Here is a 23,504-nt window from a genome sequence, read left to right on the forward strand (position 1 = left end):
CGTAAGGATTACGTAGATACCCATGTTCCAAAATTCTTGTGTAACTCACTGATTTATATGGAAAATATGCAAGAATTGTGATTCCTAGCGTCGTGGGTTTGAGCCTCATCACCCGAACGTTTCGCGGATGCACGAGTCTGGCGACGAGAAGCGGTCGGTCGTGATCCTGCGGCCGGACGACAGGGAGGAATGGCTGACGACGCTGAATATCGAGGCCGCGCGCGCGATGCTGCAGCTCTATCCGGCCGATGAGATAGCGGCCGAGCCAAAGTGATTCGGGGTTACGCCAAATTCGACGGAGAGGCTTGCTGCATAAGGCGGGAATGGGGTATCGCTGGGTCCCCCGACAGGGACAGGGAGCTCATCAAAATTTAAGCTTGCGCAGGGTTGACGTGCGAACGGCCTGCAGGTGGGTAGTTAATCGTATAACACTGTCCGAGACAGGCATCGTAATATACGCGAGCGGTTAACTAAAAATCGAGGACGACCATGATGAATCGTTTCGCCGGCGACGCGGGCCGCCGGTTGCGTGTTGAAGCGTTTAAGAGTCAGCGACTCTTGGAGGGAAATGTCGAGCTTGCAGAGCGACTCGCTGATATCTCCGAGCTTATTGAAGTTGATGATGGAACATCGATTATCAAGCAAGGTGACTATACAAACGACATTTTTTTTATTCTGGTTGGCTCGTTTTCGATTTATGTAAACGGACGAAAGGTGGCCACGCGCGGTACTGGCGATCACGTTGGCGAGATGGCCGCAGTCGAACCGACTCAGGAACGATCCGCCACCGTAACCGCGACTCAAAAATCGCTTGTTGCAAGGATAAGTGAAGCTCAGTTCGATGAGCTTGGTGCGCAATTTCCAACGCTTTATAAATTTATTGCGAAAGAGTTGTCCCATCGACTTCTGCAGAGGAATATTTTTGTTCGGTCGACAAATGAGAGAATTAGAATTTTCATTATTTGCTCGGTCGAGGCATTGCCTGTGGCGCGTCTTATCCATAATGGACTTGAGCATGATCCGCTTGATGTAATTATCTGGAGTGATGGTGTTTTCAAGGTAACTAACTACACCTTGGATACATTGGAAGGTGAGGTTGATCAAGCTGATTTTGCAATTGCAATTGCGCATGGCGATGATATTGCGGAAATTCGCGACAAAGAATGGCCGGTTCCGCGGGACAACGTTATATTCGAACTTGGGCTTTTTATGGGGCGCCTCGGGCGGTCGAGAGCAATTCTGATGGAACCGCGCGATGAAAAGGTGAAACTTCCGAGTGATGTGGCAGGCGTAACAACAATCGGTTATCGATATGTGCCCGGCAAAGACGAGGCCTCACATATCGCGCCAGCCGTCAATGCATTGCGCACCCATATCAAAAATCTTGGGCCTCAGTAAAAGGGGTTTGAAATGTCACTAAAAGATGATTTGACGTCTGAGGTCAATGTAATCTTCAAAAGTCAGTGGGTAGAAACTACGGGGAGAGTTGTTCCCACTCCTAGTGATGTTGGTCTTGGTAATAAGGCAACTTTGCTTGAGAAGGCGGTTGTATTTTACGCTGACTTAGACGGGTCGACGAACATGGTCGATCAGAAGAAATGGCAATTTAGCGCGGAAATTTACAAGGCATTCCTGCATTGCGCTGCGAAGATTGTTAGAAGTGAAAGTGGGGATATCACGGCATATGATGGTGATCGTATAATGGCGATCTTCATTGGCGACAATAAATGCGATCGTGCGGTACGGGCTGCTCTTAAATTGAGATGGGCTGTGATTTATGTCATCGAGCCCAGTATGAAAGAGAGATGGAATACAGATTTTTCAATTAAGCATACCGTTGGTGTCGATGTCAGTGACTTGCGCGCAGTTCGAACTGGGGTGCGGGGTGACAATGATCTTGTTTGGGTGGGGCGTGCAGCAAATTACGCAGCGAAATTGAACTCTCTCAGCAGTGATTATCCGACTCGCATTACGAAAGCGGTGTATGATAGTTTGTCAGAGAAGCTGAAAACATCCTCCGACTCGAGAGCGATGTGGGAGGCGAGGACGTGGACGCCAATGAATAAAATGGACATATATCGCTCTCAGTTTTGGTGGGGCATTTCCTAACGACATCAAGGGGTGTATCGATTACTCGCGGCCGCCCGACATGAGGCGGGCGGTCGACCTCGCGCGATGCATGGCTCGTAGGATTCGGAGCGTAAGTTTCGGCGTAACTTTTGTGAAGTAGGTATGTGCGGTAAGCCCTAACGTTACTTCGAGGGAGGTCGACGAATGTGGCCCTACGTCCGCTCGAAGATCGCTACCAAGCCGGTAGACAGATGCCTTGAGTTCTCAGCGAAGTGGGTGTGTGTTTTCCTGCCTTCGAATGACGCATCACTATAAGCATCTACGGCATTGACGAATGCCCAGACCGGCTTCAGTTCGCGAGTTTACGACCTGTCAACTGATCTTGCATACATTCGAATCGGCCTTCAAATCCGGTATGGATCTAATCGAACTTGTATCGGTCGCGATGGCGTGCCAGGAAGGTTTTGTTGCCCTCTGTGAGTTTACGTAGCGCCGGATACCGGTCGAGCGCGAGGACCTGTTGGTCGCGTTTGGACAGCTTCGGTCCTACCAACAGGCCACCATCCTGGTCAAACGAAATCAGCCCCTTGTCGAACAGCCGGTCAATATGTGGGGCGAGCAGCAACCCGTTGTCAGGATCGATCCGCTCGTCGTTCGTGCTGAGGCTCCAAGCGTGGATGTGCGAGGCGATGAGAAGGTCGGTGTTTGCAAGGCCCGTGAGCGAACATTGGTTGTCCCATCTCTTGAGCAGATCTGCCCGAAATTTTCCCTGGCCGACTCGGGCTTTCACGATCGCATCGCGCGTCGTCTTCGATACCTTCTTCCCGTTTCCACCGTCGGTTACCAGCGCGTCTTCGAAGCGTTCGATCATCTGCGATGACTCAAGCAGATAGGCACCAGCATCTTGCTGCAAGTGCGCCATATAAATCTGCTTGAGCGTGCCGGTTCTCGTGAACAGGGATGGTGACGTGTGCTCGTCAAACCGCGACATAAACTCGCCCGAGACTTCGTCACGAAGCATCGGGGTGTTCAGTTCGATCAGTTGGACGTCGACACGGTGCCCGCCGGCATTCCATTCGGAGAAGGAGCGACTCGGAGGTCTGGGAGCCCAATACGAGTCTTTGGCCGCCTTGGCAATATGAGAAATGCGCTGATTGTGGCAGCAGAAGATCAAGTCTCCAGCTTTGACTTTCGCAACATTGTCCCAGTGCTCTAGGTGCTGTTCCTTGCCCGATTGCGTGATCGTGTATTGTGGTGCCCAGAGAAAATTGCCGCTGAGTACTTCATTGATCGTCAGCCCGACGTTTACCCAATAGAACTCCATTGCCCCGTAGCCCCGGTTGTTGTGTCCGTGAAACGTTACCTGTCTTTACTCGGTAGTGGAAGGGGCAGATCAGGGTGCGCGAATATTTAGGTTCGCGACCGCTTCGGGGACAATTTCGGGGACAACCGCGGGGATCGAAGGGGGATAGATCGCCGCGAGAGTTCAAAAATCATAGTAAAAACAAAGGCATATGTCCCCGGCGCCCCCCTTGGCACCCCGCCTAATTGGGTTCGAGTCCCATCAGCCACCCCAAAGAATTCCAAGCGGTATCCAGTAGTTAGAAACGGCACTGTCCAAAAAGACAGTGCCGTTTTTGTTTTGGAATTCCCTAATTGGGAATTACATACCTCCCCGCTTCACCATCTTCGTTCGATCGTAGACGCGCGCCGTCGTCGCCGGATTCGCATGCGGATCCGGCAACTCGCCACGTTCCGCCTTGTGCCGAGTCACGTAATACGCGCGCAGGTCGTGGAACGTGAGCGCCTCCCGATCTTCTTCAATTCCAACGCATTGTTCATCAGCTTCGACCACTCGGTCTTGAAGCCGGCCGGCGAGTAGTGGTTCGCGTAGCGATTGGAGAACACGTACAGACAGTCGTCCTGCCGAGCGGCGCGCTGGCGCGCAACGAGTTCCGACAGGGTGGGCGTGATCTCGATGTGCTCGATGACTTCGCCGCGGTTCTTTCCGCGCTGCTTCGCCCGCTTCACTCGAATCACGCCTGCCGCCTCGTCAATATGCGGCCAGGAAAGGTCGAGGAATTCCACTTTCCGACTGCCCGCGAGCGCCGCGTACTCTGCTGCCATGCCGATCACCGCCTTCTGGCCGGCGAGCGACGCGACCAAGGCGGCGAACGCCTGTAAGTCTTCCGGCTCGGGGGGGGCTCGGTGCGCGGCTGCTCTTCGTTGCGCCGAACCTCGCGGCAGGGGTTGTGCTTCGCCTCGCCGCGGTCGATCGCCAGGCCGATCAGGTTCGAAAGCAGCGCGACTTCGCGGTTGGCGCGCACCGGCGCAGCCGCGCGCTCGATGCGCAGGTAGCGCGAGACGTGAGTCGCATCGATGTCGGTGGTGGTCATGGTGTGGTCCTCAGGACGTCGGAGCGTTGTATTGCATTCGTGCTAGGCTCCCAGTCATATTGCGGAGGTTGTCATGCAGCGAACAATCCAGTACCGCGGCTTTGAAATTGATGTCCAACTGACCTCATCCGCTCCGGACATGTACGACGTCACCTTCCAGATAAAGGGTCACGACAATCTCGGTATCCTTGGTGCGCGTGGACATCGGATACAGATTCGAAACGGCCCATTTACCCGACGCTGGGCATACCTCGTGGCCGAGATCGCGGGTCAGGCGGCGATTGATGTTTTGCTTGGTCCCGCCGAGTGATCTGCGTCCTTGGCCGTCAATTCGAGAGCTAGGCCCTTTCCTTGCCTAAGGTTCTAGGCCGGCGTGCCGTTATCTCCTGAGGACAGTCCTCGTGCCTCGATTGCTGTTCTGTTTTCTTGCCCGCTCGCGTTCAGCGTGAGCGGGCTATTTTCGTTTGGGGTGGTCATGATGTGGTCCTCGGTGGTCAGGCCGCGACGTCGGGACACACGCTGTTGCCGATCATGCGCACCTGCGCCGATTTCGACAGCGGCTCGCCGTTGACGACCGGGTCGAGCACGTAGCTGTCGGGGAGCCCCTGCGAGCGGGCCAGCTCGCGCGGTGTGAGCATGCGCATGCCGATGTCGACGATCGCGTCGTCTTTGCCGTGGATCGTGACCAGGCCGATGCGATCGCGCGTCGGGAACGTGTGCAGCGACGTGCGCGCGTCCTGCCACTGGCCGCCCTCGCTGTAGTACTTGATCAGGCGCGCGCGCACCTCGGCAGGATGCGTGCCGCCGGCGCTGACCGTGTGCAGCGGGTCGTCGCGCGGCACGCCTTCGCGGCTCGTGCCGCGCGACTTCACAAGGTTCGATGTCACCTGGTGATGATGGTCCTGCGTCGTGATCGTGCCGATCGACGCGTCGAGCCGGGCAATTCGTGTCCACCGTAGGAGTTGCATGAGCGCGACAAGGACAAGTACAAAAAGATGAAGGCCGGTCAGAGCAAAGGCCATCGATGGACCTATTCAGGTATTTGTTATGCCGATCACATTCTCCGAAACTAAGTGGTGGTTGTGTGCAGCGGCACTTTCGATTGCCGCAAGCGCGTTCGCAGAGACTGCAGCACCCAATTCGATCCGGCTATCGAATGGCCGTGAGATGCAACAAGACGGTAAGCACTTGGTTGAGGTCGATGCTGGACACCATCGCTCAGCGACGGTGCAATTGCCGCTCGCACTTCGTCGGGCCGTAGCTTCTGCGTCGAGTATCGGATTCCCATCGGCGAGCTCGAAGGTCGCCGACGGGAAGGAATTCGTATTGGTTGTTGTGAATCAGTCGTCCAGCAACAATCCGATGGGCTTCTGCGGCTCAGGAGAGGAGGGTACCCTCTACGTCCTCCAAATGAAGGGAAATGTCGCCGCCTCGAAGTATGCGATGCCCGTGCAAAGCTGTTTGAATAGCGTGTCGCTCGACACCGACGTGAACAATCGCTCACCGTACCTCGCGATCGAATGGCTAGACGGCTCCCCGGGTTTCAAGATTGCATGGACCAATATCGACGATGCTGGTCCCGCCACCCGTGAGTATCGCTACAACGGCAGTACATTCGTCGAAAGCAAGAAGTAGTTTTTGTCGAGACCGGCTTGCAAAAATTCTGCGACTTCGTCGGCAGTGGGCCGAGTAGCTCGGTCTGGTCGACGAGCGTACTTGCGATCAGGTGTCGTACCTCTGAAATTGAAGTTGTGCGATTTCCTGTGGGTAACCGAGGTTTCCATTGGAATCCGCACTTGCAGGATATCGATGTGCTCCTTCGCTTAAGCCAAAGCGTCTATCATATGCACGACACAACAATTGGAGGAATGCATGGCGACCTACAAGGAACTGAAAGCCCAAGCGGAGGCATTAGCCGAGAAAGCAGAGGCTGCGCGCCGGGCTGAGATGCAATCCACTATTGATGACATTCGTGCCAAGGTCGCGGAGTACGGTATCACCGAAAAGGACATCTTCGGAGTGCGTCGTGGCAAGTCGGCAAAGCAACCGAAGACTCCGGCGGAGGCGAAATATCGCGATCCGAAGACTGGCGCGACCTGGTCGGGCCGTGGCCGTGCGCCGGCTTGGATTAAGGATGTCAAGAATCGGAATCGATTCCTGATCCAGGAGTAAATCAACTTTGGGGCTGTAAACTCGCTCGCGTTTCGTTGTATTGACGACGTCGGGCGCGATGTGCGTCCAAGCGAAGCCCGCATGCGAAAGCAAGCGGGCTTTTTTGATTGCAGTGATGCGCCAGTTCGCCTACAATCTCGGCCGCGGGGTGGAGCAGTCTGGCAGCTCGTCGGGCTCATAACCCGAAGGTCATAGGTTCAAATCCTATCCCCGCAACCAATACCGGAGCCCGCTCTGCGACAGCAAGCGGGCTTTTTGCTTTGTGCCATCACATGATCGAGTAGCATTTGAGGCTGGGTGTAAGTTAGAGGCCGAAGACGACTCGAGAGGCTTGCCTGGTTGGCTGGGCACTGGCCTGGATTGGAGCGGCCGCCTGGCCTTGTCGGCTGGAGTGGGTAGTTCGAATCTCATCACCCGACCATTTGTTGAAGCCCGCATGGTGAAAGCCTCGCGGGCTTTTTCGTTTACGCGTCCAATCCGCATGAGGTACGTCTATGCCCGCCCGACAGACGAAGCCCTGCAAGCACCGGGGATGCGGTGCGCTTGTTGCGGATGGTGAGACGCACTGCAATCAGCACGCGCACAAGGCCGTCAAGTGGAAGCCAGATACCGTTCGCGGCAATTGGAGCAGCCCCCTGAAACACCGGACATAGCCTCTCACTTAAACTAGCAGGCAGGCATAAGACTGTGCTTTTGACTAACACCAGGTAGGAAGTGATGGAAGTGTTGACGGGCCCGGAGCGTCGGCCGCGCTGGACGGCGGTGCAGAAGCTGGCGATGGTTCGCGAACGTTTCGAGCCGGGGAAGTCGGTTTCGCTGGTTGCGCGCCAGCACGGCGCGAACCAAACCTGCTGTTCCACTGGCGCAAGCTGTACCAGCGCTGGAGCCTGTCAGCGTTCAAAGCTGGTGAGGAAGTGGTCCCGGAATCGGAGCTGGCCGATGCACTCAAGCAGATTCGCGAGCTGCAGCGGATGCTCGGCAAGAAGACAATGGAGATCGAGATTCTCCGCGAAGCAGTCGAGTATGGCCGAGCAAGAAAATGGATAGCGCACTCGCCCTCGCTGCCGGAGGACGACCAGTGAAACTGGTTTATGAAGTTCTCGGCGTGTCGCGCTCGAACGTTTCGGCATGGCTGTCGGGTCCGACGACGTGGCGCGATGGCCGTCAATCGCGACAGACCGACGATGCGAGCGTGGTCGAAGAAATCCGCCGAGTCGTCGGCGATTTGCCCAGCTATGGCTATCGTCGGGTGTGGGGCTCGCTACGCAATGAACGCATTGCTGCCGGACAGGTGCCGTTCAATGCGAAGCGCATCTATCGCATCATGCGCACTCATGGTCTGCTGATGCAACGTCGTCCAGCTACGCTTAGGCCGCAGCAGCGTCGGCACGATGGCAAAGTGGCGCGTGCCGCGCAGTAATCAGCAGTGGTGTTCGGATGGTTTCGAGTTTCGCTGCGACAGCGACGAACCGCTGCGAGTGACGTTCGCGCCGGACTGCTGCGACCGCGAAGCGATGAGCGGGGCAGCTACGACGGCAGGCCACAGCGGCGACATCGTGCGCGACGGGATGTTGGCTGCAGTGGAAAATCGGTTCTTGCAACGAATTGCATTCGCCGTCCGAAATCGAGTGGCTGAGCGACAACGGTTCGGGCTTTACGGCCGACGATACGCGCCGGTGTGCAGCGGCTCTAGGCCTGAAGCCATTGACCACGCCGGTGTGCAGGCCCCAAAGTAACGGGATGGCCGAGAGCTTCGTGAAGACGATGAAGCGCGACTACGTTGCCTTCGTGCCGAAGCCGGCGCAGCGACTGCCACACGCAACGTGGCCATCGCGTTCGAGCACTACAACGAAAAGCATCCCCATAGCGCACTGAAGTATCGCTCGCCTCGCGAGTTCCGGCGCTCAATGGATTCGGCAACCTTAGTGTGATGCTTTGTCCGGGATCACAGGGGCAACTCCAGAGGCGGTGCTCCCGCATTGTGCGGTGCATGCAGATGACGTAGTAGTCGCGCGGGGTATCGCTGGGCCACGGCGCGGGCGCCATGATCGGCAGGATAAATGCGGCGTCGCGCACGGCGGCCGCGGCCTCGCGCTCATAACACCATACGTTATCTCCCGCGTCGTCGCCCATGTACGGCGTAGCAATGACGTCGCGCGGCAGTTGCCAGCCGGTGGTGACGTAGTCGCGCATGCGCTCAACCAGACCGCGCAGCGTGCCGCCGTGCGTGAAGCTGCGCTAGCGGCCACGGGTGTCGTGCGTACAGACGCGCTTACCGGTGTAATCGTCGACGAACCACACGCGTCCTCGGCTGTCGAGCTCGATGCGTGCGTAACGGTCGTGCTGCGGGTTATAGAAGAAGTGCCGCCCGTCCGACCCGATGGCCTTGATTAACTGGTTGGTGTGCTCGGTGCGTTCGGCCTTGGCGGTCAAGGGGCTCAGTACCGACGGAGGTCAGCCAGCAACAGACGTTGGCCCACACTTTCACGTGGACGTTCAAACGTCGGCTTCGCCCAGACAACGGACTTTTGTCCTTGGATCATGTCGTTCTCGTTACCGACGTCCCCGCGCAGCCGATGGTCGGTGGCTACATTGCGCCCGAGCTATTTGGGAAGATGGGAGTGCGCGGCGTGGTCGGAACGCTGGGCCGCGAACCACGCATGAACAGCGGCAATCACGTCCGGGTCGTTGCTTGCATAAGTCAGGCTCGCTCCGGAGGGCAGGCTCCTGTATTCAATATGAAGCTTCTCACCCGCCCTTGTCAGGGTGGCGAGCCCTGCCATATCGTGGCCGTGAATCGCCGCAGGATCGGCGAAGTCGCCGCGGCGGAAACGTTGAGCTTCGATTGCCAGATGAGAGCGAATAAGCGCGACCTGTCTGGTGTCGTGTTTGTCGTTCGCCGTGATTGTCTCAATCCCACCGCTTCCGGTATCGTCGAAAAAATGGGTGGTCCGCGCCAGATCAAACGGCATCACAGTCGCACCCTTGCGGGCCACCTCCGCCCGGTGCGATGTCATGTCGTGGTTCGACATCGTGTCCTCGTGCGACGTGGTCTGCTCCGGCTCCCCTGCAAACGCGATCGATACACCGATCAGCGCGCCTGCCGCCGCTGTCATGATTTTTTTCATTGCTTCGCTCCTCCCTGGAAACCGCGAAAGCTGATGCAAGTTTCCCATACGTCAGTGCGTGGATCACCCTGGTCAATTCGTATGTCCAGCGGTTCCCGGATCGAAACCCATAGTCTGCGATCGTTGCTCATGCGCAGACAGACATTTGCGTGCTGCAAGCACGAGCCGAACAACCTCCAAGTGGTCCGACCGCATGAGGGTGATCGATTTCGAATCCGGCAATGCATCACTGAGCGGTCGAACGTCGATCAATTCCCCCGGTGTCGCACGGGGTATTGCCATAAAAGTATCGCAGCGTCAGGTTGCGTCACTCAGATCGTCCGGCGCGCGAGCATGGTGCGGATCTCCCCGATCGCCTTGGCCGGATTCAGGCCTTTGGGACAGACGTCCGTGCAGTTCAGTATCGTCCGGCACCGGAAGAGGCGATACGGATCGTCAAGATTGTCCAGCCGCTCACTCGTACCCTCGTCACGGGAATCGACCAGAAAGCGATAGGCCTGCAGGAGCCCGGCAGGACCGACATATTTATCGGGATTCCACCAGTACGAGGGACATGCGCTGGAACAGCACGCGCACAAGATGCACTCGTACAGACCGTCGAGTTGATCGCGTTCCTCAGGCGTCTGGCGCCTTTCCCGCTCCGGCGGGGGCGTGTCGTTGATCAGGTAGGGCTTGATCGAGTGGTATTGCTTGAAGAATGCGGTCATGTCCACGATCAGGTCGCGAATGACCGGCAACCCAGGCAGCGGACGCAGGACCGTGTGGCGGGGAAGGTCGTTGAGGTTGGTGATGCAGGCGAGCCCGTTCTTGCGGTTAATGTTCATTGCATCCGAGCCGCACACGCCTTCACGGCACGAACGCCGAAAGCTGAGCGTCTCGTCCCGTGCCTTGAGCCGGACAAGGACATCCAGCAACATCCTGTCAGTCGAGGGCACCTCGATCTCGTACGTTTGCATGTACGGCCTGGCATCCCGGTCTGGATCGTAGCGGAAGATTTCAAACGTCCTTGTTCTACTCACGATGTTCCTCCTTTGTGGAACGGATCGCGTATTCGGCGCGCGTTATCTCCCCGTCACTTCGTTCCTGTCGATTGCAGACCGACGGTATTCCAAACGGAGCATCCGGTCACCCGCGCCCTAAATTCATTGTTCGCCTTGATCGGACGCCCCCACCACTCGCAGCCACGGCCGTTCTGCGAAAAATTGGGCGCAATGTAGAAAACGGGTCGGGTCTATTTCGCCCGAGGTGCTACGACAGTCACATCGCGTCATAGATCACTCGCTCTCGCTTTATCGAGAGGAAACCGCAGGGATTTGCTCCACGTCGATGTATTCATGTATATCACGCCATGATACAAATGGATACTTGCGATGACGGCTTGGAGCCGGCGGGGCCGCGTTCCTTGAACCTTGGAGTAGTCGACGGGTGCGGTAATGGCGTCGTTGCGAGTTTGTACCGGCTCGATATGGGAAAAATGCAGGCGTAGTGCTGCGCCCCGCATGACATTCACGAGGAGGACACGTGACATCACCGGAAAATTCCTCGCTTGCGAGTCCTTTAAGAACCGACGTGCTGATTGTCGGTGCAGGTCCCGTGGGCCTTTTCGCCGCGTTCGAGGCAGGCGTGATCGGCCTGTCGTGCCGGATCGTTGACGGGATCGAGCGCCCGGGTGGCCAGTGCATCGCACTATATCCGGACAAGCCGATCTACGATATTCCTGGCATACCATCGTGCACTGCACGCGATCTTGTCGATCGCCTCGTCGAGCAATGCCGGCCCTTCGATCCTCCGATGCATCTCGGTCAGCGTATCGAGACGCTTGACCGGCTCGAGGGCGGTCGATGGCTCGCTCGCACCGACAAAGGGTATGCGTTTGACGCCGCGGCGATCTTGATTGCTGCTGGCAACGGAGCGTTTGTGCCGCAACGGCTGGCACTCGACGAGGCGTCGTTCCTTGAAGGCCGATGCATCCATTACAGCGTTTCCGACGTGAACGACTTCGCAGGAAAAAACGTCGTGGTCGCGGGCGGTGGCGACTCCGCGCTCGACTGGGCGCTGGCGCTGCGCTCGGTCGCGGGGCGCGTCACGCTCGTTCATCGGCGGAACGGCTTCAGCGCGACGGACTCGAGCATCGCCCGGTTGCAGCAGGCGGTCGCGGCGGGCGAGATGGATTTCGTGGTTGGCACGATTGCTGGGCTGAATGCGCCCGGGGGGATACTCGAATCGATCGAGGTTCGCCAGATCGGTGGCTCGGTGTGCCTCGACACAGATCAATTGCTCGTGCTCTACGGACTTGTCGCGGACCTTGGTCCGATCGCCAACTGGGGGATCGCCGTGCAGGCCGGACGGATCGTCGTCGATACGTCGTACTACGAAAGCTCACGGCCAGGTATCTTCGCGGCAGGCGACATCGCCGGTTATCCGAACAAGCAGAAGCTGATCCTGTCCGGGTTTCATGAGGCATCGCTCGCGCTGCGCAAAGCATACGTCTATGCGTTTCCCGACAAGAAACGCGTGCATGTGCACTCGAGCTACGATGCAAAGCTCGCCGAGCGCGTGGCCGCCGTTCATCCCTCGCGGGGCGCCCGGGATTTCTCCGCGCTTTAGAGACATGGACCGACCTAGGCGCGACGGGGAAGGCGAGGAATCAAGCATCGTGTCGACGTTGCTAAACGCGTCGTCATTCGTCCAAAGCAGGACGCAATCGGCCTCGAATGACAACAACGGTGTCAAACCGCCGCGGCTGCTTTGCTTGGTTGAGCGAAAGGCTGGAGTACCTCGGAAGCTGCCGTTGAGGTTTCGCCGGGTCAAGGAACAGATGATGCATCTGATAAAGACCAGACAAATGCCAAGGAATCATTTGCCCTATAGTCGGTTGAAAGGGGCGCAGGCCGCCATCGGAACACATCCCGGTGATGATGCCCGCACAGATCGTTGATCTCCATCAACGCGGTGGTGTTGGTGCACTTTGATGTCAGGCGGCGGATGACCAACATTGAAGTATCGAAACAGGCTTTCTCGCTCGCTGTCGGGGTGAGTCAGTAAGCTGATTCGCAAACAAACTTCACCTTCCGGTGCGGAGGTTGAGATGCCGTTGCTTAGGGCGCGTAGCGCTATAACCGTCATCCTCCAGGAGCACGACCAGTTGCTTACCGTGATCGGGGGCATGCAGCGCTTTGTCCATCTGCTTGTTGCAGGGGCACCCGTTCCGGGCCTCATGGTGTTTCGGGCGATGCTTTACTACATTCGGGAATACCCGCAACAGGTACACCATCCCAAAGAGGATCGCTACCTGTTCAGGCCATTGCGGGATCGAACCGACGAGTTCGACAGCGTCCTTGATGAACTGGAGTCACAGCACGATCGAGGCGAATTGAAGTTGAGAAATCTGGAGCACGCGCTGACCCGGTACGAGTTGAAGGGCGCGCCAGCGCTTCGTACGCTGGGCGCGCTGATGGACGATTATGCGGAGTTCTATGCGGACCACCGGTGTCTGGAAGAGACACTGATTCTGCCGGCCGCCAAACGTCTGTTGACAATGGATGATTGGGCAGAGATCGACGCCGCCTTTGGCGCCAATCGCGATCCATTCGACGGAGAAAAGCTTGAAGAAGATCTGGGCAAATTGTTCTCGATGATCGTCCAAACCATCCCGGATCAGGACGCTGGCTGTTCAGTCGCGTCGTTCGATGGACGGCCGGTCATGTGATGCACATGCGGATCAGCAGGATCTGCCACCACGAAATGCAGGAAGGCTTTTGAGTACCGGAAGCCGACGCAGGAGGAGATATGCAAGCCATTCACCACTTTCATCTGGAACTGCGGCACGCAAGTGTTCCCACCTACGTCGCCAGTTACGTCTTTCCGATCCTGTTGTTGGCATATGAAGTGCTCAGGGTGGGCAGGTCGGTCGCCGAATACGGCGTGAACTTCTCGAACTTTCGGTTCATGGGCTACGAGTTCCTGTTAATGCTCGTGTTTGTTGCGCTTCAGGTCGTCTTCGAAGGCGTTTTCCTGATTGGAGCCTGGATCAGCCGCCATCACGATTTCGAACATCGTGTCGGAAACGTCCTGGCCGGCCTCGGCTGCTCGCTGGTCGTAATCGGTTTCGACCTGGCATTGCAGTACGCGCTATAGCACAAGCGGCGCGGGGCGAACTGTCGTTTGGCCGAAATCGCGAGCATCTCATTACGGATGTCGCGAGCGGCCATCCGACTTCCGCCCGTCAACGAGGGGCGGCGAGGACTAATGGGACTCCAGCCACTCTACGACGGCTTTCGCTTGATCGGCGTCCAGCGTATGCGCGACAGCGGTCATGACGGGCGCATTTGCGCGTGTTCCGTTCCTGAAGACTTCGATCTGACGAAGCAGATACTCCTTGTGCTGGCCGGCAAGGCGCGGAAACTGGCCGATTCCCTGGCCCTGTGCGCCGTGGCACGACGAGCACGCGGGAGTTCCGCGATCAGGCACGCCATGTTCGAAGATTTCCTGTCCCTTCGACATCGTTGCCGCGTCGCCCGGTGCACCGCGCACCGGCTCCTGGTGCGAGTAATAGTCGGCCAGCGATGCGATCGTCGCATCGTCGAGTTGCGACGCGATTGCCCACATGTACGAACGGGCATCCGTTTCGCCGCGCGCATGTTCACGGAATCCTTTGAGCTGCGCAGTCAGATACTCCGGTGTCTGAGCGCTCAGCCGGGGAAAAATCGGCGATTCGCTATGCCCGTGTACGCCGTGGCAAGCAGCGCAAAGCTGGGTGGCGAGGCGCGCGCCATCTTCGGCGTGCGTGGTTGATGGCATCCCGATCAGGATCGCGAGGATGCCAAGAGCCCGCACCAGCGACATCGGCAAGCGAAGCAAGTTCGTCGGGACGGCTCCAGAGCGGCAGAAAATCGTGCGCATGAGTTACCTCGCGGGTCAGAAGACAAGCCAGGCGAGCAGATACAGCGTGTTGTTATCGCTGGCGTTCCGTCCGCTTCCGTCATAGTTGAATCGTGCGCCATTGAACTTGAGGAACCAGGTGTACTGCACGGACAGCTTCACTTGCGGCATCGGCAGGTAGTCGAGTTCGAGGATGATGCCTCGCGTATCGGGCAAGCCATATGCACTCCCTGTCACTGGAACGGCGCCGTATAGCCCCGCATCCGCATTTCCTGTCGTCGAGAAGTACCCCAGCGTGGCACCGTACTTGCGCTGGTAGTAATACGACGCCTTGAGCTTGAGGGTATTCAGGTGGTCCGTCGGATTGGTGGGAGCAGGTCACTAGTTGAGCCGCAACGAATATTGCACGGCCAACCGTGGAGCGTTGCATCTCGCCGGCCAGGCGTCGCTTGCCTCGGCTGATCGGTCTCTGCTGCACGCGACAATACAGCGAAAACGCGGTTCGCTGAAGCACAACACCCGAAGGCGATACCAAGAAAAGTAAGATCGCCCCCATTTTTCTGTCAAACGAATCACTTTTCAGACATATCTAATATGAGTCGCGATTGTCGGCTGGTATACAGACTTATACCTATCGCCGCCAGCACCATAAAATGAAACATCGCGACCACAGCTACTACCTTCACGGTCAAACGGAATACATGAAGCAGGTGCTCCAGTATTTCGCAGCCCGATGCCACGGGAAGACCAGAATCCTCGATATACCGTCAGGTTCCGGCGTGTTCGCCGCATCATTGAATGCGCTCGGCCATGATGTAGTGCAGGCAGACATCCATGGCTACGACGATTCCGTCGTAGCTCGGTGCAGTCACCTGCCTTGAAGCGGGCGAACACGTATTGCATCCGGCGAATTCAATTTCGGAGTTGGTCCGCGTAACGCGGCAGAATGGCATCATCATCGTTTCAACGCCGAATGTTTCGAATCTGCATTCGCGCTCGCAGTTTCACGGGGCGTCGCCCGGTTCTGGCCACGTGAGTCCGTTCACGCCGCTTCAACTGATCTATGTGTTTGGTGTGATGGGCTGCACGCTCAAGGATATCCGCATCGATCGCTGCGAGCGCATGGCGCTGCTCCCGTTCTACCTGCTCCTGAAGCCCCTCTCGATCCTGTGGACCCGGAAAATCACGGGCGGAACTGCCGTCGTAACATACCCGGCGTTGCGCGTCTTAGCCGCCTCCTGACGGGATTCACGCTGATGTTCGGTCGATCGCAAATTTTGATCTTCGAAACAATGCAGCGACCGAGAGGCGCCGATACAAAGGCCATGAAAAAAACCGTCGCGAACCATCTCCGGGAATCGTGGCTCTTCCAGTCCGACACATTCAGTTGAAATATGATTCAGAACTTCTGGCTCGAGTTACTCATAATTGCATGTGCAGCACCATTGGTAGCACATCATTTCCGGACGGAACAAATGGCAAAAATCTGCCGGAAAATCGGCCTGCCGTGCAACATTACTTTCTGGACGATGGTGTTTCATCCGCGCTATTGGCACCTCTGGAGCTTGAGGCAGTGGGAGGTTCAATTTGCGCGTCAAGAGGAAGCCGAGGGCAAACTGAGACGCGACTAAACCGTCGCCGACTCATTGTGTGTTGACTCTTCGAACGTCGGCCAGTGATTCGGGCATCACATGATGCTGAGCTGAAACCTGCAGATTGGCGGAATAAGCCAGTGACTTGGCATAAACCACCAAAGATTGACAGTCTTACATTGGTGTAATATTTCGATTCCTCGTGCCCTCAGCTTTGCAGGGCCGTTCGGTCCCGACGACCCGGAAGGCGTCGGGACATTTTTTTGCCAGTGGTGCCCTCGTGCAGCATCTTGTGCGACTCGCGATTCAACCCACCGTCAAAAATATCGGTGCGGACAGGGTTCATCTTTCGGGGCTTGAGGGCAATGTCAGCGCGATTGGCTTCGACGAGCACAATGGATGCGATTGGCAGGCGCTGAAACGAGCTTCATTGGCTCGACGGAAGTCGCTGACCGGATCTATGTGATCGAAACCTGACGGCCTGCCGGCACCGGGTCCAGCGTTCGCACGTTGCACGACCGATTCCGCAAGAGACGGAAAAGATGGCGCATCGCGCCAGTCACTCGCCGCAATACCGCATGAGCAAATCCGCCTCCGTTTCATGTACCTCGACCGGCAGGCTCGTTGCCCCGGCATACGCCAGATATCGCGCGCGATGCTGACCGTTTCGGAACGACGCGACGCCGACTTTCGACAGCCCCGGAATGCCGAACAGCATCCGCGTTCTCGTCTCGCGAAAGGTGATGAAGGGCATCTCGGGAATCCGGGCTTGGGCCGGGTCGAGGAAGTCGCGGATGCCGGCGGCCTTGCCGGGCGCCCAGTACTGAACCGATGGCAACACATAGTCCGTCGTGTCGCGATCGGCGCAGGCGAGCAGTTTCGTCAGGTCGACCGTCACGACGCGATGTCGCGAGTCGTCGGATGCGAATACACGCTTGAGATGCGTGGAGGCATAGGCGGCATGCCCCGAAAGCTGGATGATCCAGACATCGACACCATCATGTTGTGCCCGAGCGAGTGACATTGTTTCCTTGGGGGGCAAGCGATTTTTGTGGCGGGAGTGTAGCAGCACGGCCGCAGCCGCGGAGCAGTCGGATATCCGGATTCGACAGGGCGAAATCACGCGCGAACGACCGCGGCGCGGAATCGATCACGCAACGGATACCGGACGCGACGGCCATGTATTTTCAGTCGAGGTCGATAGCTCGCGAGAATATCGCGATACTGCCTGCACGGAACGACGAGCAGCCCCGGATTCACACAAGATTCACGCAGCGCGTGAAGCCGGACCGGCGCAGCGCGTCATAGGAACCGAGCGGGCGGATTGGCCGGAGAAAGTCACGTCCCCGAAACTTGAGATCGAATATCTCGATTACCGCTTCACGTCGACACTCGAAACGCGGGAAACGGGGCGAGTCGCCGTGGTCGACTGGCAGCTGGATTCCATTTCGCGAGGCAAGACGTTCGCGTCGGTCATGTTCGAACGTTTTCTGAAACGCAATGACTTCGCCGACGAGGACGACGCGCGCGCCAATCTCGTCGACTGGCTGGCACAGCTGGTCAGCCCGCAGGGCGCGCCACTGATCGAAATCCCTGCGGCGCAGGCTGCTGCCGCCGATGCTTCAACCGCGAAAATCGTCAGTGAGGTCGTCATTGAAATCGTCAGCAATCTCGACTGGAACGAACTGAGCATGGACGGCGCGCTGAACGGTACGCGCTATCGGGCCGGCGGTTTTGAGCGGGGCAAGACGTGGTCGTTTTCCCATACCTGCAAGATTGAGGTCGACGATCGCCTCACGAAGGGCGGCAAGGCCCTGCGCGTGCTCGCGCCCCCCGTCACGCTGGCGGCCGACGGCGTAATGATGATCGGGGCCATCGTGTCGCTTCCCGTGATCCTCGTGATTGCCGCACCGGCCGCAGGCGTCCCGCTTGGACCGTGACGTGCTGCATGCTGCGCCAGGCACACGGACTCTCCGTATGAAAGGGTGAGTTGCCGCACAGACGGTTGCACGGGGCACGATCACAATCTGGCCGGTTGACCGTTCTACCCCGGCCCGGTCAACCATTTCCCCGCTCGCTCGCGCAGGAGCGGGGGCTTTTTCCTCGCACGACGCATGCACGGTGCGTCGGCGGAAACGGACAGGCGTTCGGCAGGCGGCGTCTCGCGCCACGGCATCCGTTCGCCCGAGCCGCATGAATCGCATTCCTCGTGCCTGAGCGGTTGCTTGGGCCCATTGCCGGTTACGGCCGGCGATGCCTTGGTCCCGGCGGCGCACAGTCGCGCTGCCGGGATGTTTTTTGTACCGAACCCGTCAAGGTCCGACACGCGCGCAACGCGCGTGACGGCGCGATCAGCCCGCCTGCTCGACGCTGGTTTCCCAGCCGTCGTATTCGCCGCCGAGCGAGCGTACCTCGCGATTGATCTCGAGCGTATGGTGCGTGATGTCGGCCAGCACCATCGTGCCTTCGTGCGCAAACCTCACGGCCGATTTGCCGTCCTCGGTCGGCGCGACCGATTCGACCAGATAACCTTTCGACTCGGCCCAGTCGGCGAACTGGTGCGCGTCGCTCGGTTCAGGGAAGTAAGCCCAGTGCATCACGCGCCGGCTCGCGTCGCTCACGTCGCCTTTCTGCCGCAGCGCATCGAGCACGCGCATGTCGCGCATCAGTTGCCAGTCGTCGTCGGTCGGGTAGAGCGTGCGCCAGTACGTTTCCTTGTCCGGATCGTCCTGGTATGCGTACTGAAGCGCGTAGGTCGTGTGCTCGGCCAGCGAGTCGACGATCCCGGCCGCGGCTTCCTCGTCGAACGGCACGTAGAACAGGAAATCCTGGTTGCCTTCGACCGTGATGCGGCCGACTTGCACGCCGTTTTTCGCGGTCACTGCGGCGTCCAGCAGATCTTCGACTTTCGTGAGACCGGCGAACTCGTCGCTGCTCGGCAGGCCGTCGGGCGTCGGATGCGCGAACGTGACGCGCACGCTGAACAGCGACGTGCGCGGATCGCTTTCGGCGATTTCCGCAAAGCCGTGATTGAAGCTGATGAAGGCCTGATGGTCGCCCATTCTGGCAGGGAAGGTTCCCCAGGCGTCGGTCATGTGTTTCTCCCGTGCACGATTGTCTGTTGACGGTTGCAAAGCGTCCCAATGTATCATCGAAAATCGCGTTGGCCGAAGCCGCGTGCGGGGATGATCGTGCGTCAGGCTGGTCTGGCGGCGGTCAAATTCGCGTGCTGTCGCGCCATCGCCGGTTTCCATCGTCCGGCGTTCGTCCGGCCGCAATCGTTTCGAAGGAGATTCCGATGTCGATGTTCGCGGTGAATGGTGTCCGAATCGACGTGCTCAGCGCGCGTGTGACGCACGTGCGCTGGGCGGCCGTCAATCCGGCGGACCGGTCGTGGGCGGCGACGCCGAGCGAGGCGTTGGTGGCGGAAGTTGCGCGCGCGCTTGCAGCCGGCAACGACGTTCGCGCAGTGTTTGACGAAGCGGACGGGACGGCGGTGGGGCCGAGACTGAAGCGCGTGCTCTATCGCGACGCGTCGGAAGGGATCGAACTCGACATCGATGCGACTAGCGAGTCGCGTACGCTGCGTGACCTACCGCAGATCTGAAAAAAAATGTCTGCAGGCGTGTCGATTTCCGTCGAGTCCGCCCGTCGTAGCATCGGAGGCGTGCGCATCGTGCGTCCGTCCCGATTTCCGCCACGATAACCGACTGAAGGAGCGATACCCATGGCCACGTCCGTCAACCCGATCCCGGAAGGGATGCGCACGCTGACACCGCATCTCATCTGCGCAGGCGCCGCCGCCGCCATCGACTTCTACAAGCGTGCGTTCAACGCGACCGAACGGTTTCGCCTGCCGACCCCGGACGGCCGGCTCGCGCACGCGTGCCTCGCAATCGGCGATTCGACACTGATGCTCGTCGATGAAATGCCGGAGCACGGCGCACTCGGGCCGAAGACGCTGAACGGCACGCCGGTCTGCCTCCACCTGTTCGTACCGGACACCGATGCGGCGATCGCGCAGGCCGTCGCGGCCGGCGCGACAGTCAGGATGCCGGCCGCCGACATGTTCTGGGGAGATCGCTATGGCCAGGTGGAGGATCCGTTCGGCCATCGCTGGTCGATTGCGACCCACAAGCGCGACCTGACGCCGGAGCAGATCGCGGAAGCGATGGCGAGCGCGCCCCCCTGCGGAAGCTGACCGAACGGCGCGTATCGGACCGAACGCGGCTTACGGCGGCGGCGGCGCGTATCGGCGAGCGGTTCATCCGTGCTCAGGCGCCGCCGGCTTTGCGGCGCTGCTTGTCGTCGTACATGTGGCGATCGGCCGATTCGAGCAGGTCGGCCACGGTGCGATGTTGCGCGGGATCGTATGCCACGTAGCCGACACTGAACTGGATCGCATAGCCGCGTGCGTCGGCCGCGTTGCGCAGCGCGAGTGCCTGCGTGACGCGCTCGATCGGCTCGCCGACGTCGGCCGGATCGCTGGCGCTCAACAGCACGACGAATTCGTCGCCGCCGAGTCGGGCGATCACGTCGCTGTCGCGCAGTGCACCGGTCAGCGTGTCCGCGAAGGCCATGAGCGCGCGGTCGCCTTCGGCATGGCCGAAGCGGTCGTTGATCGCCTTGAAGTCGTTCAGGTCGAAGAAGAGCAGTACCGCGTGCCGGCCCACGCGCTCGCACAGGCTCAGCACGTGGCGCGCGAGAATCTCGAAGCCGCGCCGGTTCGTCAGTTGGGTCAGCTCGTCGGTCGTCGCGAGATGCAGCGCCGCGATTTCGCGTTCGGTCATGTGCGCGAGATCACCGAGCAGCGCGAGTTCGTCGACGGAGAGTTCGCGTGGCCGCGTGTCGATCAGGCACAGCGTGCCGACGGGTGCGCCGTTTGGCGCGGCAAGCGGCCGGCCCGCGTAGAAGCGGATGCCGGGCTGGCCGGTGACCAGCGGATTGTCGTGGAAGCGATCGTCGTTGCGCGCGTCCCGGATCACCATCGTGTCGTCCGCGAGTAGCGCATGTGCGCAGAACGAGACGTCGCGCGAGGTCTGCGTGGCGTCGAGACCCGGATGACTCTTGAACCACTGGCGATTCTCGTCGACGAGGCTGACGAGTGCGATCGGAACGTCGAACAGCCGGCGCGCGAGGCGCGTGAGGCGGTCGAACCGTTCTTCCGGCGGCGTGTCGAGGATCGACAATGAATGAAGCGTCTCGAGCCGGGCCGCCTCGTCGACCGGTTTGGAAGCAATCTGCATTGGTTTTTGTCTCTGGTCCCGGCTGCGGAGCCGGTTATCGATCGTCTGTATGTCACTCGGCGCGTGCGCAAGCCCGTCGGCGCATTCGTGTCGATATCGCCGCGCACGCCGAACAGTATCGCGCATTCGCCATTGCGCTGCACGCCGTGTTGTGCGGAGTTGCCATGTCGATGCGACGCGAACGCTTCATATGTCGTGCGTCGCTGCCGGGCATGCAATTTGATGCCCGGCGGCTCAAGCTCTTCGGCGCGATGCCGTAAACAGGGCAAGATCAATCGCTCATCCACCGCACCATGGTTCGAATTCTGTACGCGGGGTATCTCGCGTTGGCGCTGTATCTGCTCTATCCGATGGTCCAGGACACGCTGACCTTCAGTGCGGACTGTGTGCTCGGCGCGCTGCCGGGCGGGACTCGCGATCGACCGAAGTCTTCGGCCAGCGATGCGCGTGCGCATGCGAGCCGGTGTGTCGCGACCACGCAGATCGCGGAGCGATCGCCCGACATCCACTGATTTCATCAACCGATTCCACCGATCGCGGCGCCGTCACGCCCAGTATGCAGGCCATTCGGCCAGATTGACCGGCGTGCTATGCGCACCGATCATCGACGACATCCCGGCGCGAATGCGCGCAACGATGCGCGTCGGCCGCGCCGCATGCGAACGGCGTCTGACGATCGCACGCGTACGAACGGTCAGTACGTCGAGCGGTACGGCGTACCCTGGTCGAAGCGGCTTTGCCAATGCGCAAGGTAGCGCGACGCGAGTTGCGGATTGTTCCAGACCACGACGACGTTTTCGGAATTGCGGCTGGCTGCCGAGGCGCTGTAGTTGAACGAGCCCGTCTCGACATGCTCGGCATCGACCACGACATACTTGTCGTGGTGGATTGCATAGGCGTCGATCGTGCGTGTCGGAATGCCCGCGTTGACGAGCAGGTTCAGTGCCTGCTTGCTGCTCTTCGCGCGATTGCCCTTGTCGTCCACGACGACCGCGACATTCACGCCGCGCCGTTTCGCGGCGAGCAGCGCGCGCGTGACGGGCGGCGACGTGAACGAGTAGGCTGCCACGCGAATCGAGGTGCGCGCGGCGCCGATTGCCTTCAGCACGAGCGCCTCGGCACCGCCATCGGGCGAGAACGCAGATTCGACAACCTGCGTGGCGGGCGCCTCATGTGTCGGGGCCGGCAGAAGTCGCCCGATGAAGTCGATCGCCTGCTGCAGCAGCGATTCATTTTGCGTCTTGCCGAAGGCGGCGAAGGGCGTGGCGAGCAGGGAGGCGGCGAGGCAGGCAGCGGCGAGGCGTTGGCGCGACAACATCTTGGACAGCGAATGATTTTGAGACAGCGGGCCGTGAGTGTAACGCAGACACGGCGGCGCGGTCACGCGCGGATGCGAATGCGCGACATCGTGTGACGGTCCGTCGCGGTCGACGTGATGACGTTCATCGTGCCGAGCGGTAACTGCATTGGCTCCGTGATCGTGCGGCGCTGCCATGCGGCACGACACCCGCTTCGCGCCATGCGTCAGGCATCGAGTGGTCCGGCCGCCTCGCGTGCGATCCACCCGGGCCCGGGCTCCGGCTGCACGTCGTGCGCGTCAAGCGGCTCGCCACACGCCGAGCACACCGCGACCGCGTGCATCAGCTGACCACAGGTGCGATGGCGCAATTGCACCGGCGGCCCCTGGCCGTCGTCCTTCCAGCGATCGCCCCATGTCATCAGCGCGAGCAGGGCCGGGTAGAGGTCGAGGCCTTTTTCCGTCAACCGGTACTCGAAGCGCGGTGGGCGCGCCTGATACGCGCGCTTGACGAGCACGCCTTCGTCGACGAGGCGCGCTAGCCGCTCGGCCAGGACGTGGCGCGTGAGGCCCAGTTGCGTCTGGAACGCATCGAAGCGGCGGCAGCCGAGAAACGCGTTGCGCAGGATCAGCATGGTCCACCGATCGCCGAGCACGGCGAGCGTGCGCGCGACCGAACAGTTCAGCGTGCCGATGTCATCCCATTTCATGATCGATTCTCG

26 protein-coding genes, 1 tRNA gene and 3 pseudogenes are annotated in these 23,504 nt (G+C 59.5%); 16 read left to right on the plus strand and 14 right to left on the minus strand.

Annotation, left to right across the window (positions count from 1 at the left end; translation table 11 throughout):
* Window positions 1-112 precede the first annotated feature (112 nt).
* The 3 genes and pseudogenes from DIE11_RS36380 to DIE11_RS17955 all read left to right on the plus strand — a co-directional run.
* Window positions 113-274: pseudogene (locus DIE11_RS36380) on the plus strand (DUF159 family protein); the annotation flags it as partial.
* Between the two features lie 215 nt (window positions 275-489).
* Window positions 490-1,398: a TIR domain-containing protein gene (locus tag DIE11_RS17950; RefSeq protein WP_124626064.1), complete on the plus strand. Its 909-nt coding sequence runs from the start codon at window positions 490-492 to the stop codon at window positions 1,396-1,398.
* Window positions 1,399-1,410: 12 nt separating this feature from the next.
* Window positions 1,411-2,109 (plus strand): adenylate/guanylate cyclase domain-containing protein, encoded by a 699-nt coding sequence (locus DIE11_RS17955; RefSeq protein ID WP_124626066.1) that lies wholly within the window; start codon window positions 1,411-1,413, stop codon window positions 2,107-2,109.
* A 382-nt stretch (window positions 2,110-2,491) separates the two neighbouring features.
* Here DIE11_RS17955 and DIE11_RS17960 read toward each other — a convergent pair whose 3' ends face one another.
* The 3 genes from DIE11_RS17960 to DIE11_RS17970 form a co-directional block, all read right to left on the minus strand.
* The gene (locus DIE11_RS17960) at window positions 2,492-3,394 is read right to left on the minus strand and encodes an HNH endonuclease (RefSeq protein ID WP_124626068.1); all 903 of its coding nucleotides are present in this window, start codon (window positions 3,392-3,394) and stop codon (window positions 2,492-2,494) included.
* 446 nt (window positions 3,395-3,840) lie between these two features.
* On the minus strand, window positions 3,841-4,236 hold the full coding sequence (locus DIE11_RS36945) for a tyrosine-type recombinase/integrase (RefSeq protein ID WP_260437141.1): 396 nt from the start codon (window positions 4,234-4,236) through the stop codon (window positions 3,841-3,843).
* Window positions 4,203-4,466 (minus strand): hypothetical protein, encoded by a 264-nt coding sequence (locus tag DIE11_RS17970; RefSeq protein ID WP_124626070.1) that lies wholly within the window; start codon window positions 4,464-4,466, stop codon window positions 4,203-4,205. Before DIE11_RS17970 ends, DIE11_RS36945 begins: the two co-directional genes overlap by 34 nt.
* Before the next feature lie 73 nt (window positions 4,467-4,539).
* Here DIE11_RS17970 and DIE11_RS17975 point away from each other — a divergent pair, with 73 nt between their 5' ends.
* Window positions 4,540-4,776: a hypothetical protein gene (locus DIE11_RS17975; RefSeq protein WP_059683247.1), complete on the plus strand. Its 237-nt coding sequence runs from the start codon at window positions 4,540-4,542 to the stop codon at window positions 4,774-4,776.
* Window positions 4,777-4,960: 184 nt separating this feature from the next.
* Here the strand turns inward: DIE11_RS17975 and DIE11_RS17980 are convergent, their stop codons facing one another.
* Window positions 4,961-5,434: a DNA cytosine methyltransferase gene (locus DIE11_RS17980; protein WP_260437142.1), complete on the minus strand. Its 474-nt coding sequence runs from the start codon at window positions 5,432-5,434 to the stop codon at window positions 4,961-4,963.
* A 79-nt stretch (window positions 5,435-5,513) separates the two neighbouring features.
* Here DIE11_RS17980 and DIE11_RS17985 point away from each other — a divergent pair, with 79 nt between their 5' ends.
* From DIE11_RS17985 to DIE11_RS18005, 4 genes and pseudogenes are all read left to right on the plus strand, one after another.
* Window positions 5,514-6,101 (plus strand): hypothetical protein, encoded by a 588-nt coding sequence (locus tag DIE11_RS17985; RefSeq protein ID WP_124626074.1) that lies wholly within the window; start codon window positions 5,514-5,516, stop codon window positions 6,099-6,101.
* Window positions 6,102-6,338: 237 nt separating this feature from the next.
* Complete coding sequence (locus DIE11_RS17990; protein WP_124626076.1) at window positions 6,339-6,638, plus strand: H-NS family nucleoid-associated regulatory protein; 300 nt, start codon at window positions 6,339-6,341, stop codon at window positions 6,636-6,638.
* Window positions 6,639-6,780: 142 nt separating this feature from the next.
* Window positions 6,781-6,857 (plus strand) — tRNA-Met (locus tag DIE11_RS17995).
* 498 nt (window positions 6,858-7,355) lie between these two features.
* Window positions 7,356-8,569 (plus strand): annotated as a pseudogene (locus DIE11_RS18005) (IS3 family transposase).
* A gap of 307 nt (window positions 8,570-8,876) precedes the next feature.
* Here DIE11_RS18005 and DIE11_RS36390 read toward each other — a convergent pair.
* The 3 genes from DIE11_RS36390 to DIE11_RS18025 form a co-directional block, all read right to left on the minus strand.
* On the minus strand, window positions 8,877-9,071 hold the full coding sequence (locus DIE11_RS36390) for a hypothetical protein (RefSeq protein WP_059603045.1): 195 nt from the start codon (window positions 9,069-9,071) through the stop codon (window positions 8,877-8,879).
* Window positions 9,072-9,241: 170 nt separating this feature from the next.
* Window positions 9,242-9,766, minus strand: a complete 525-nt coding sequence (locus DIE11_RS18015) for an aspartate carbamoyltransferase (protein ID WP_124626078.1) — start codon at window positions 9,764-9,766, stop codon at window positions 9,242-9,244.
* Between the two features lie 311 nt (window positions 9,767-10,077).
* Window positions 10,078-10,785, minus strand: a complete 708-nt coding sequence (locus DIE11_RS18025; protein WP_124626080.1) for a succinate dehydrogenase iron-sulfur subunit — start codon at window positions 10,783-10,785, stop codon at window positions 10,078-10,080.
* 502 nt (window positions 10,786-11,287) lie between these two features.
* On the opposite strand from DIE11_RS18025, the gene DIE11_RS18030 reads away from it, so the two are divergent.
* From DIE11_RS18030 to DIE11_RS18040, 3 genes are all read left to right on the plus strand, one after another.
* Entirely contained in the window at window positions 11,288-12,373 is a 1,086-nt protein-coding gene (locus DIE11_RS18030; RefSeq protein ID WP_124626082.1) for an NAD(P)/FAD-dependent oxidoreductase, read from the plus strand.
* A 481-nt stretch (window positions 12,374-12,854) separates the two neighbouring features.
* Window positions 12,855-13,475: a hemerythrin domain-containing protein gene (locus DIE11_RS18035; RefSeq protein ID WP_124626084.1), complete on the plus strand. Its 621-nt coding sequence runs from the start codon at window positions 12,855-12,857 to the stop codon at window positions 13,473-13,475.
* A gap of 80 nt (window positions 13,476-13,555) precedes the next feature.
* Entirely contained in the window at window positions 13,556-13,903 is a 348-nt protein-coding gene (locus tag DIE11_RS18040; RefSeq protein WP_124626086.1) for a hypothetical protein, read from the plus strand.
* Window positions 13,904-14,011: 108 nt separating this feature from the next.
* Here DIE11_RS18040 and DIE11_RS18045 read toward each other — a convergent pair whose 3' ends face one another.
* Window positions 14,012-14,611 (minus strand): cytochrome c, encoded by a 600-nt coding sequence (locus DIE11_RS18045; RefSeq protein ID WP_124626273.1) that lies wholly within the window; start codon window positions 14,609-14,611, stop codon window positions 14,012-14,014.
* Between the two features lie 72 nt (window positions 14,612-14,683).
* Window positions 14,684-15,025 (minus strand): annotated as a pseudogene (locus DIE11_RS18050) (cytochrome C); the annotation flags it as partial.
* 519 nt (window positions 15,026-15,544) lie between these two features.
* Here DIE11_RS18050 and DIE11_RS18055 point away from each other — a divergent pair.
* Window positions 15,545-15,889, plus strand: coding sequence for a hypothetical protein (locus tag DIE11_RS18055; protein WP_124626088.1), 345 nt, complete (start codon window positions 15,545-15,547; stop codon window positions 15,887-15,889).
* A 909-nt stretch (window positions 15,890-16,798) separates the two neighbouring features.
* On the opposite strand, the gene DIE11_RS18065 is transcribed toward DIE11_RS18055, so the two are convergent.
* Complete coding sequence (locus tag DIE11_RS18065; protein ID WP_124626090.1) at window positions 16,799-17,263, minus strand: plasmid fertility inhibition factor family protein; 465 nt, start codon at window positions 17,261-17,263, stop codon at window positions 16,799-16,801.
* A gap of 7 nt (window positions 17,264-17,270) precedes the next feature.
* Between DIE11_RS18065 and DIE11_RS36950 the strand changes: the two genes are divergently transcribed.
* On the plus strand, window positions 17,271-18,179 hold the full coding sequence (locus DIE11_RS36950; protein ID WP_260437143.1) for a hypothetical protein: 909 nt from the start codon (window positions 17,271-17,273) through the stop codon (window positions 18,177-18,179).
* A 411-nt stretch (window positions 18,180-18,590) separates the two neighbouring features.
* Here the strand turns inward: DIE11_RS36950 and DIE11_RS18075 are convergent, their stop codons facing one another.
* Entirely contained in the window at window positions 18,591-19,334 is a 744-nt protein-coding gene (locus DIE11_RS18075) for a DUF695 domain-containing protein (protein ID WP_059606615.1), read from the minus strand.
* Between the two features lie 203 nt (window positions 19,335-19,537).
* On the opposite strand from DIE11_RS18075, the gene DIE11_RS18080 reads away from it, so the two are divergent.
* Window positions 19,538-19,846, plus strand: a complete 309-nt coding sequence (locus tag DIE11_RS18080) for a hypothetical protein (protein ID WP_059606936.1) — start codon at window positions 19,538-19,540, stop codon at window positions 19,844-19,846.
* Between the two features lie 120 nt (window positions 19,847-19,966).
* Window positions 19,967-20,440: a VOC family protein gene (locus DIE11_RS18085; protein ID WP_059606617.1), complete on the plus strand. Its 474-nt coding sequence runs from the start codon at window positions 19,967-19,969 to the stop codon at window positions 20,438-20,440.
* 73 nt (window positions 20,441-20,513) lie between these two features.
* Here DIE11_RS18085 and DIE11_RS18090 read toward each other — a convergent pair whose 3' ends face one another.
* Entirely contained in the window at window positions 20,514-21,485 is a 972-nt protein-coding gene (locus DIE11_RS18090) for a diguanylate cyclase (RefSeq protein ID WP_124626092.1), read from the minus strand.
* Window positions 21,486-21,778: 293 nt separating this feature from the next.
* Here DIE11_RS18090 and DIE11_RS18095 point away from each other — a divergent pair, with 293 nt between their 5' ends.
* Complete coding sequence (locus tag DIE11_RS18095) at window positions 21,779-21,997, plus strand: hypothetical protein (protein ID WP_059606621.1); 219 nt, start codon at window positions 21,779-21,781, stop codon at window positions 21,995-21,997.
* 182 nt (window positions 21,998-22,179) lie between these two features.
* On the opposite strand, the gene DIE11_RS18100 is transcribed toward DIE11_RS18095, so the two are convergent.
* On the minus strand, window positions 22,180-22,803 hold the full coding sequence (locus tag DIE11_RS18100; RefSeq protein ID WP_059606624.1) for a phospholipase D family protein: 624 nt from the start codon (window positions 22,801-22,803) through the stop codon (window positions 22,180-22,182).
* A 206-nt stretch (window positions 22,804-23,009) separates the two neighbouring features.
* A complete protein-coding gene (locus tag DIE11_RS18105) occupies window positions 23,010-23,492 on the minus strand; it encodes a helix-turn-helix domain-containing protein (protein WP_059606626.1) in 483 nt (160 codons plus the stop codon).
* Between the last annotated feature and the right edge of the window lie 12 nt (window positions 23,493-23,504).

The sequence above is a fragment of the Burkholderia sp. Bp9012 genome (assembly GCF_003853825.1).
GTDB classification, from domain to species: Bacteria; Pseudomonadota; Gammaproteobacteria; order Burkholderiales; family Burkholderiaceae; genus Burkholderia; species Burkholderia diffusa.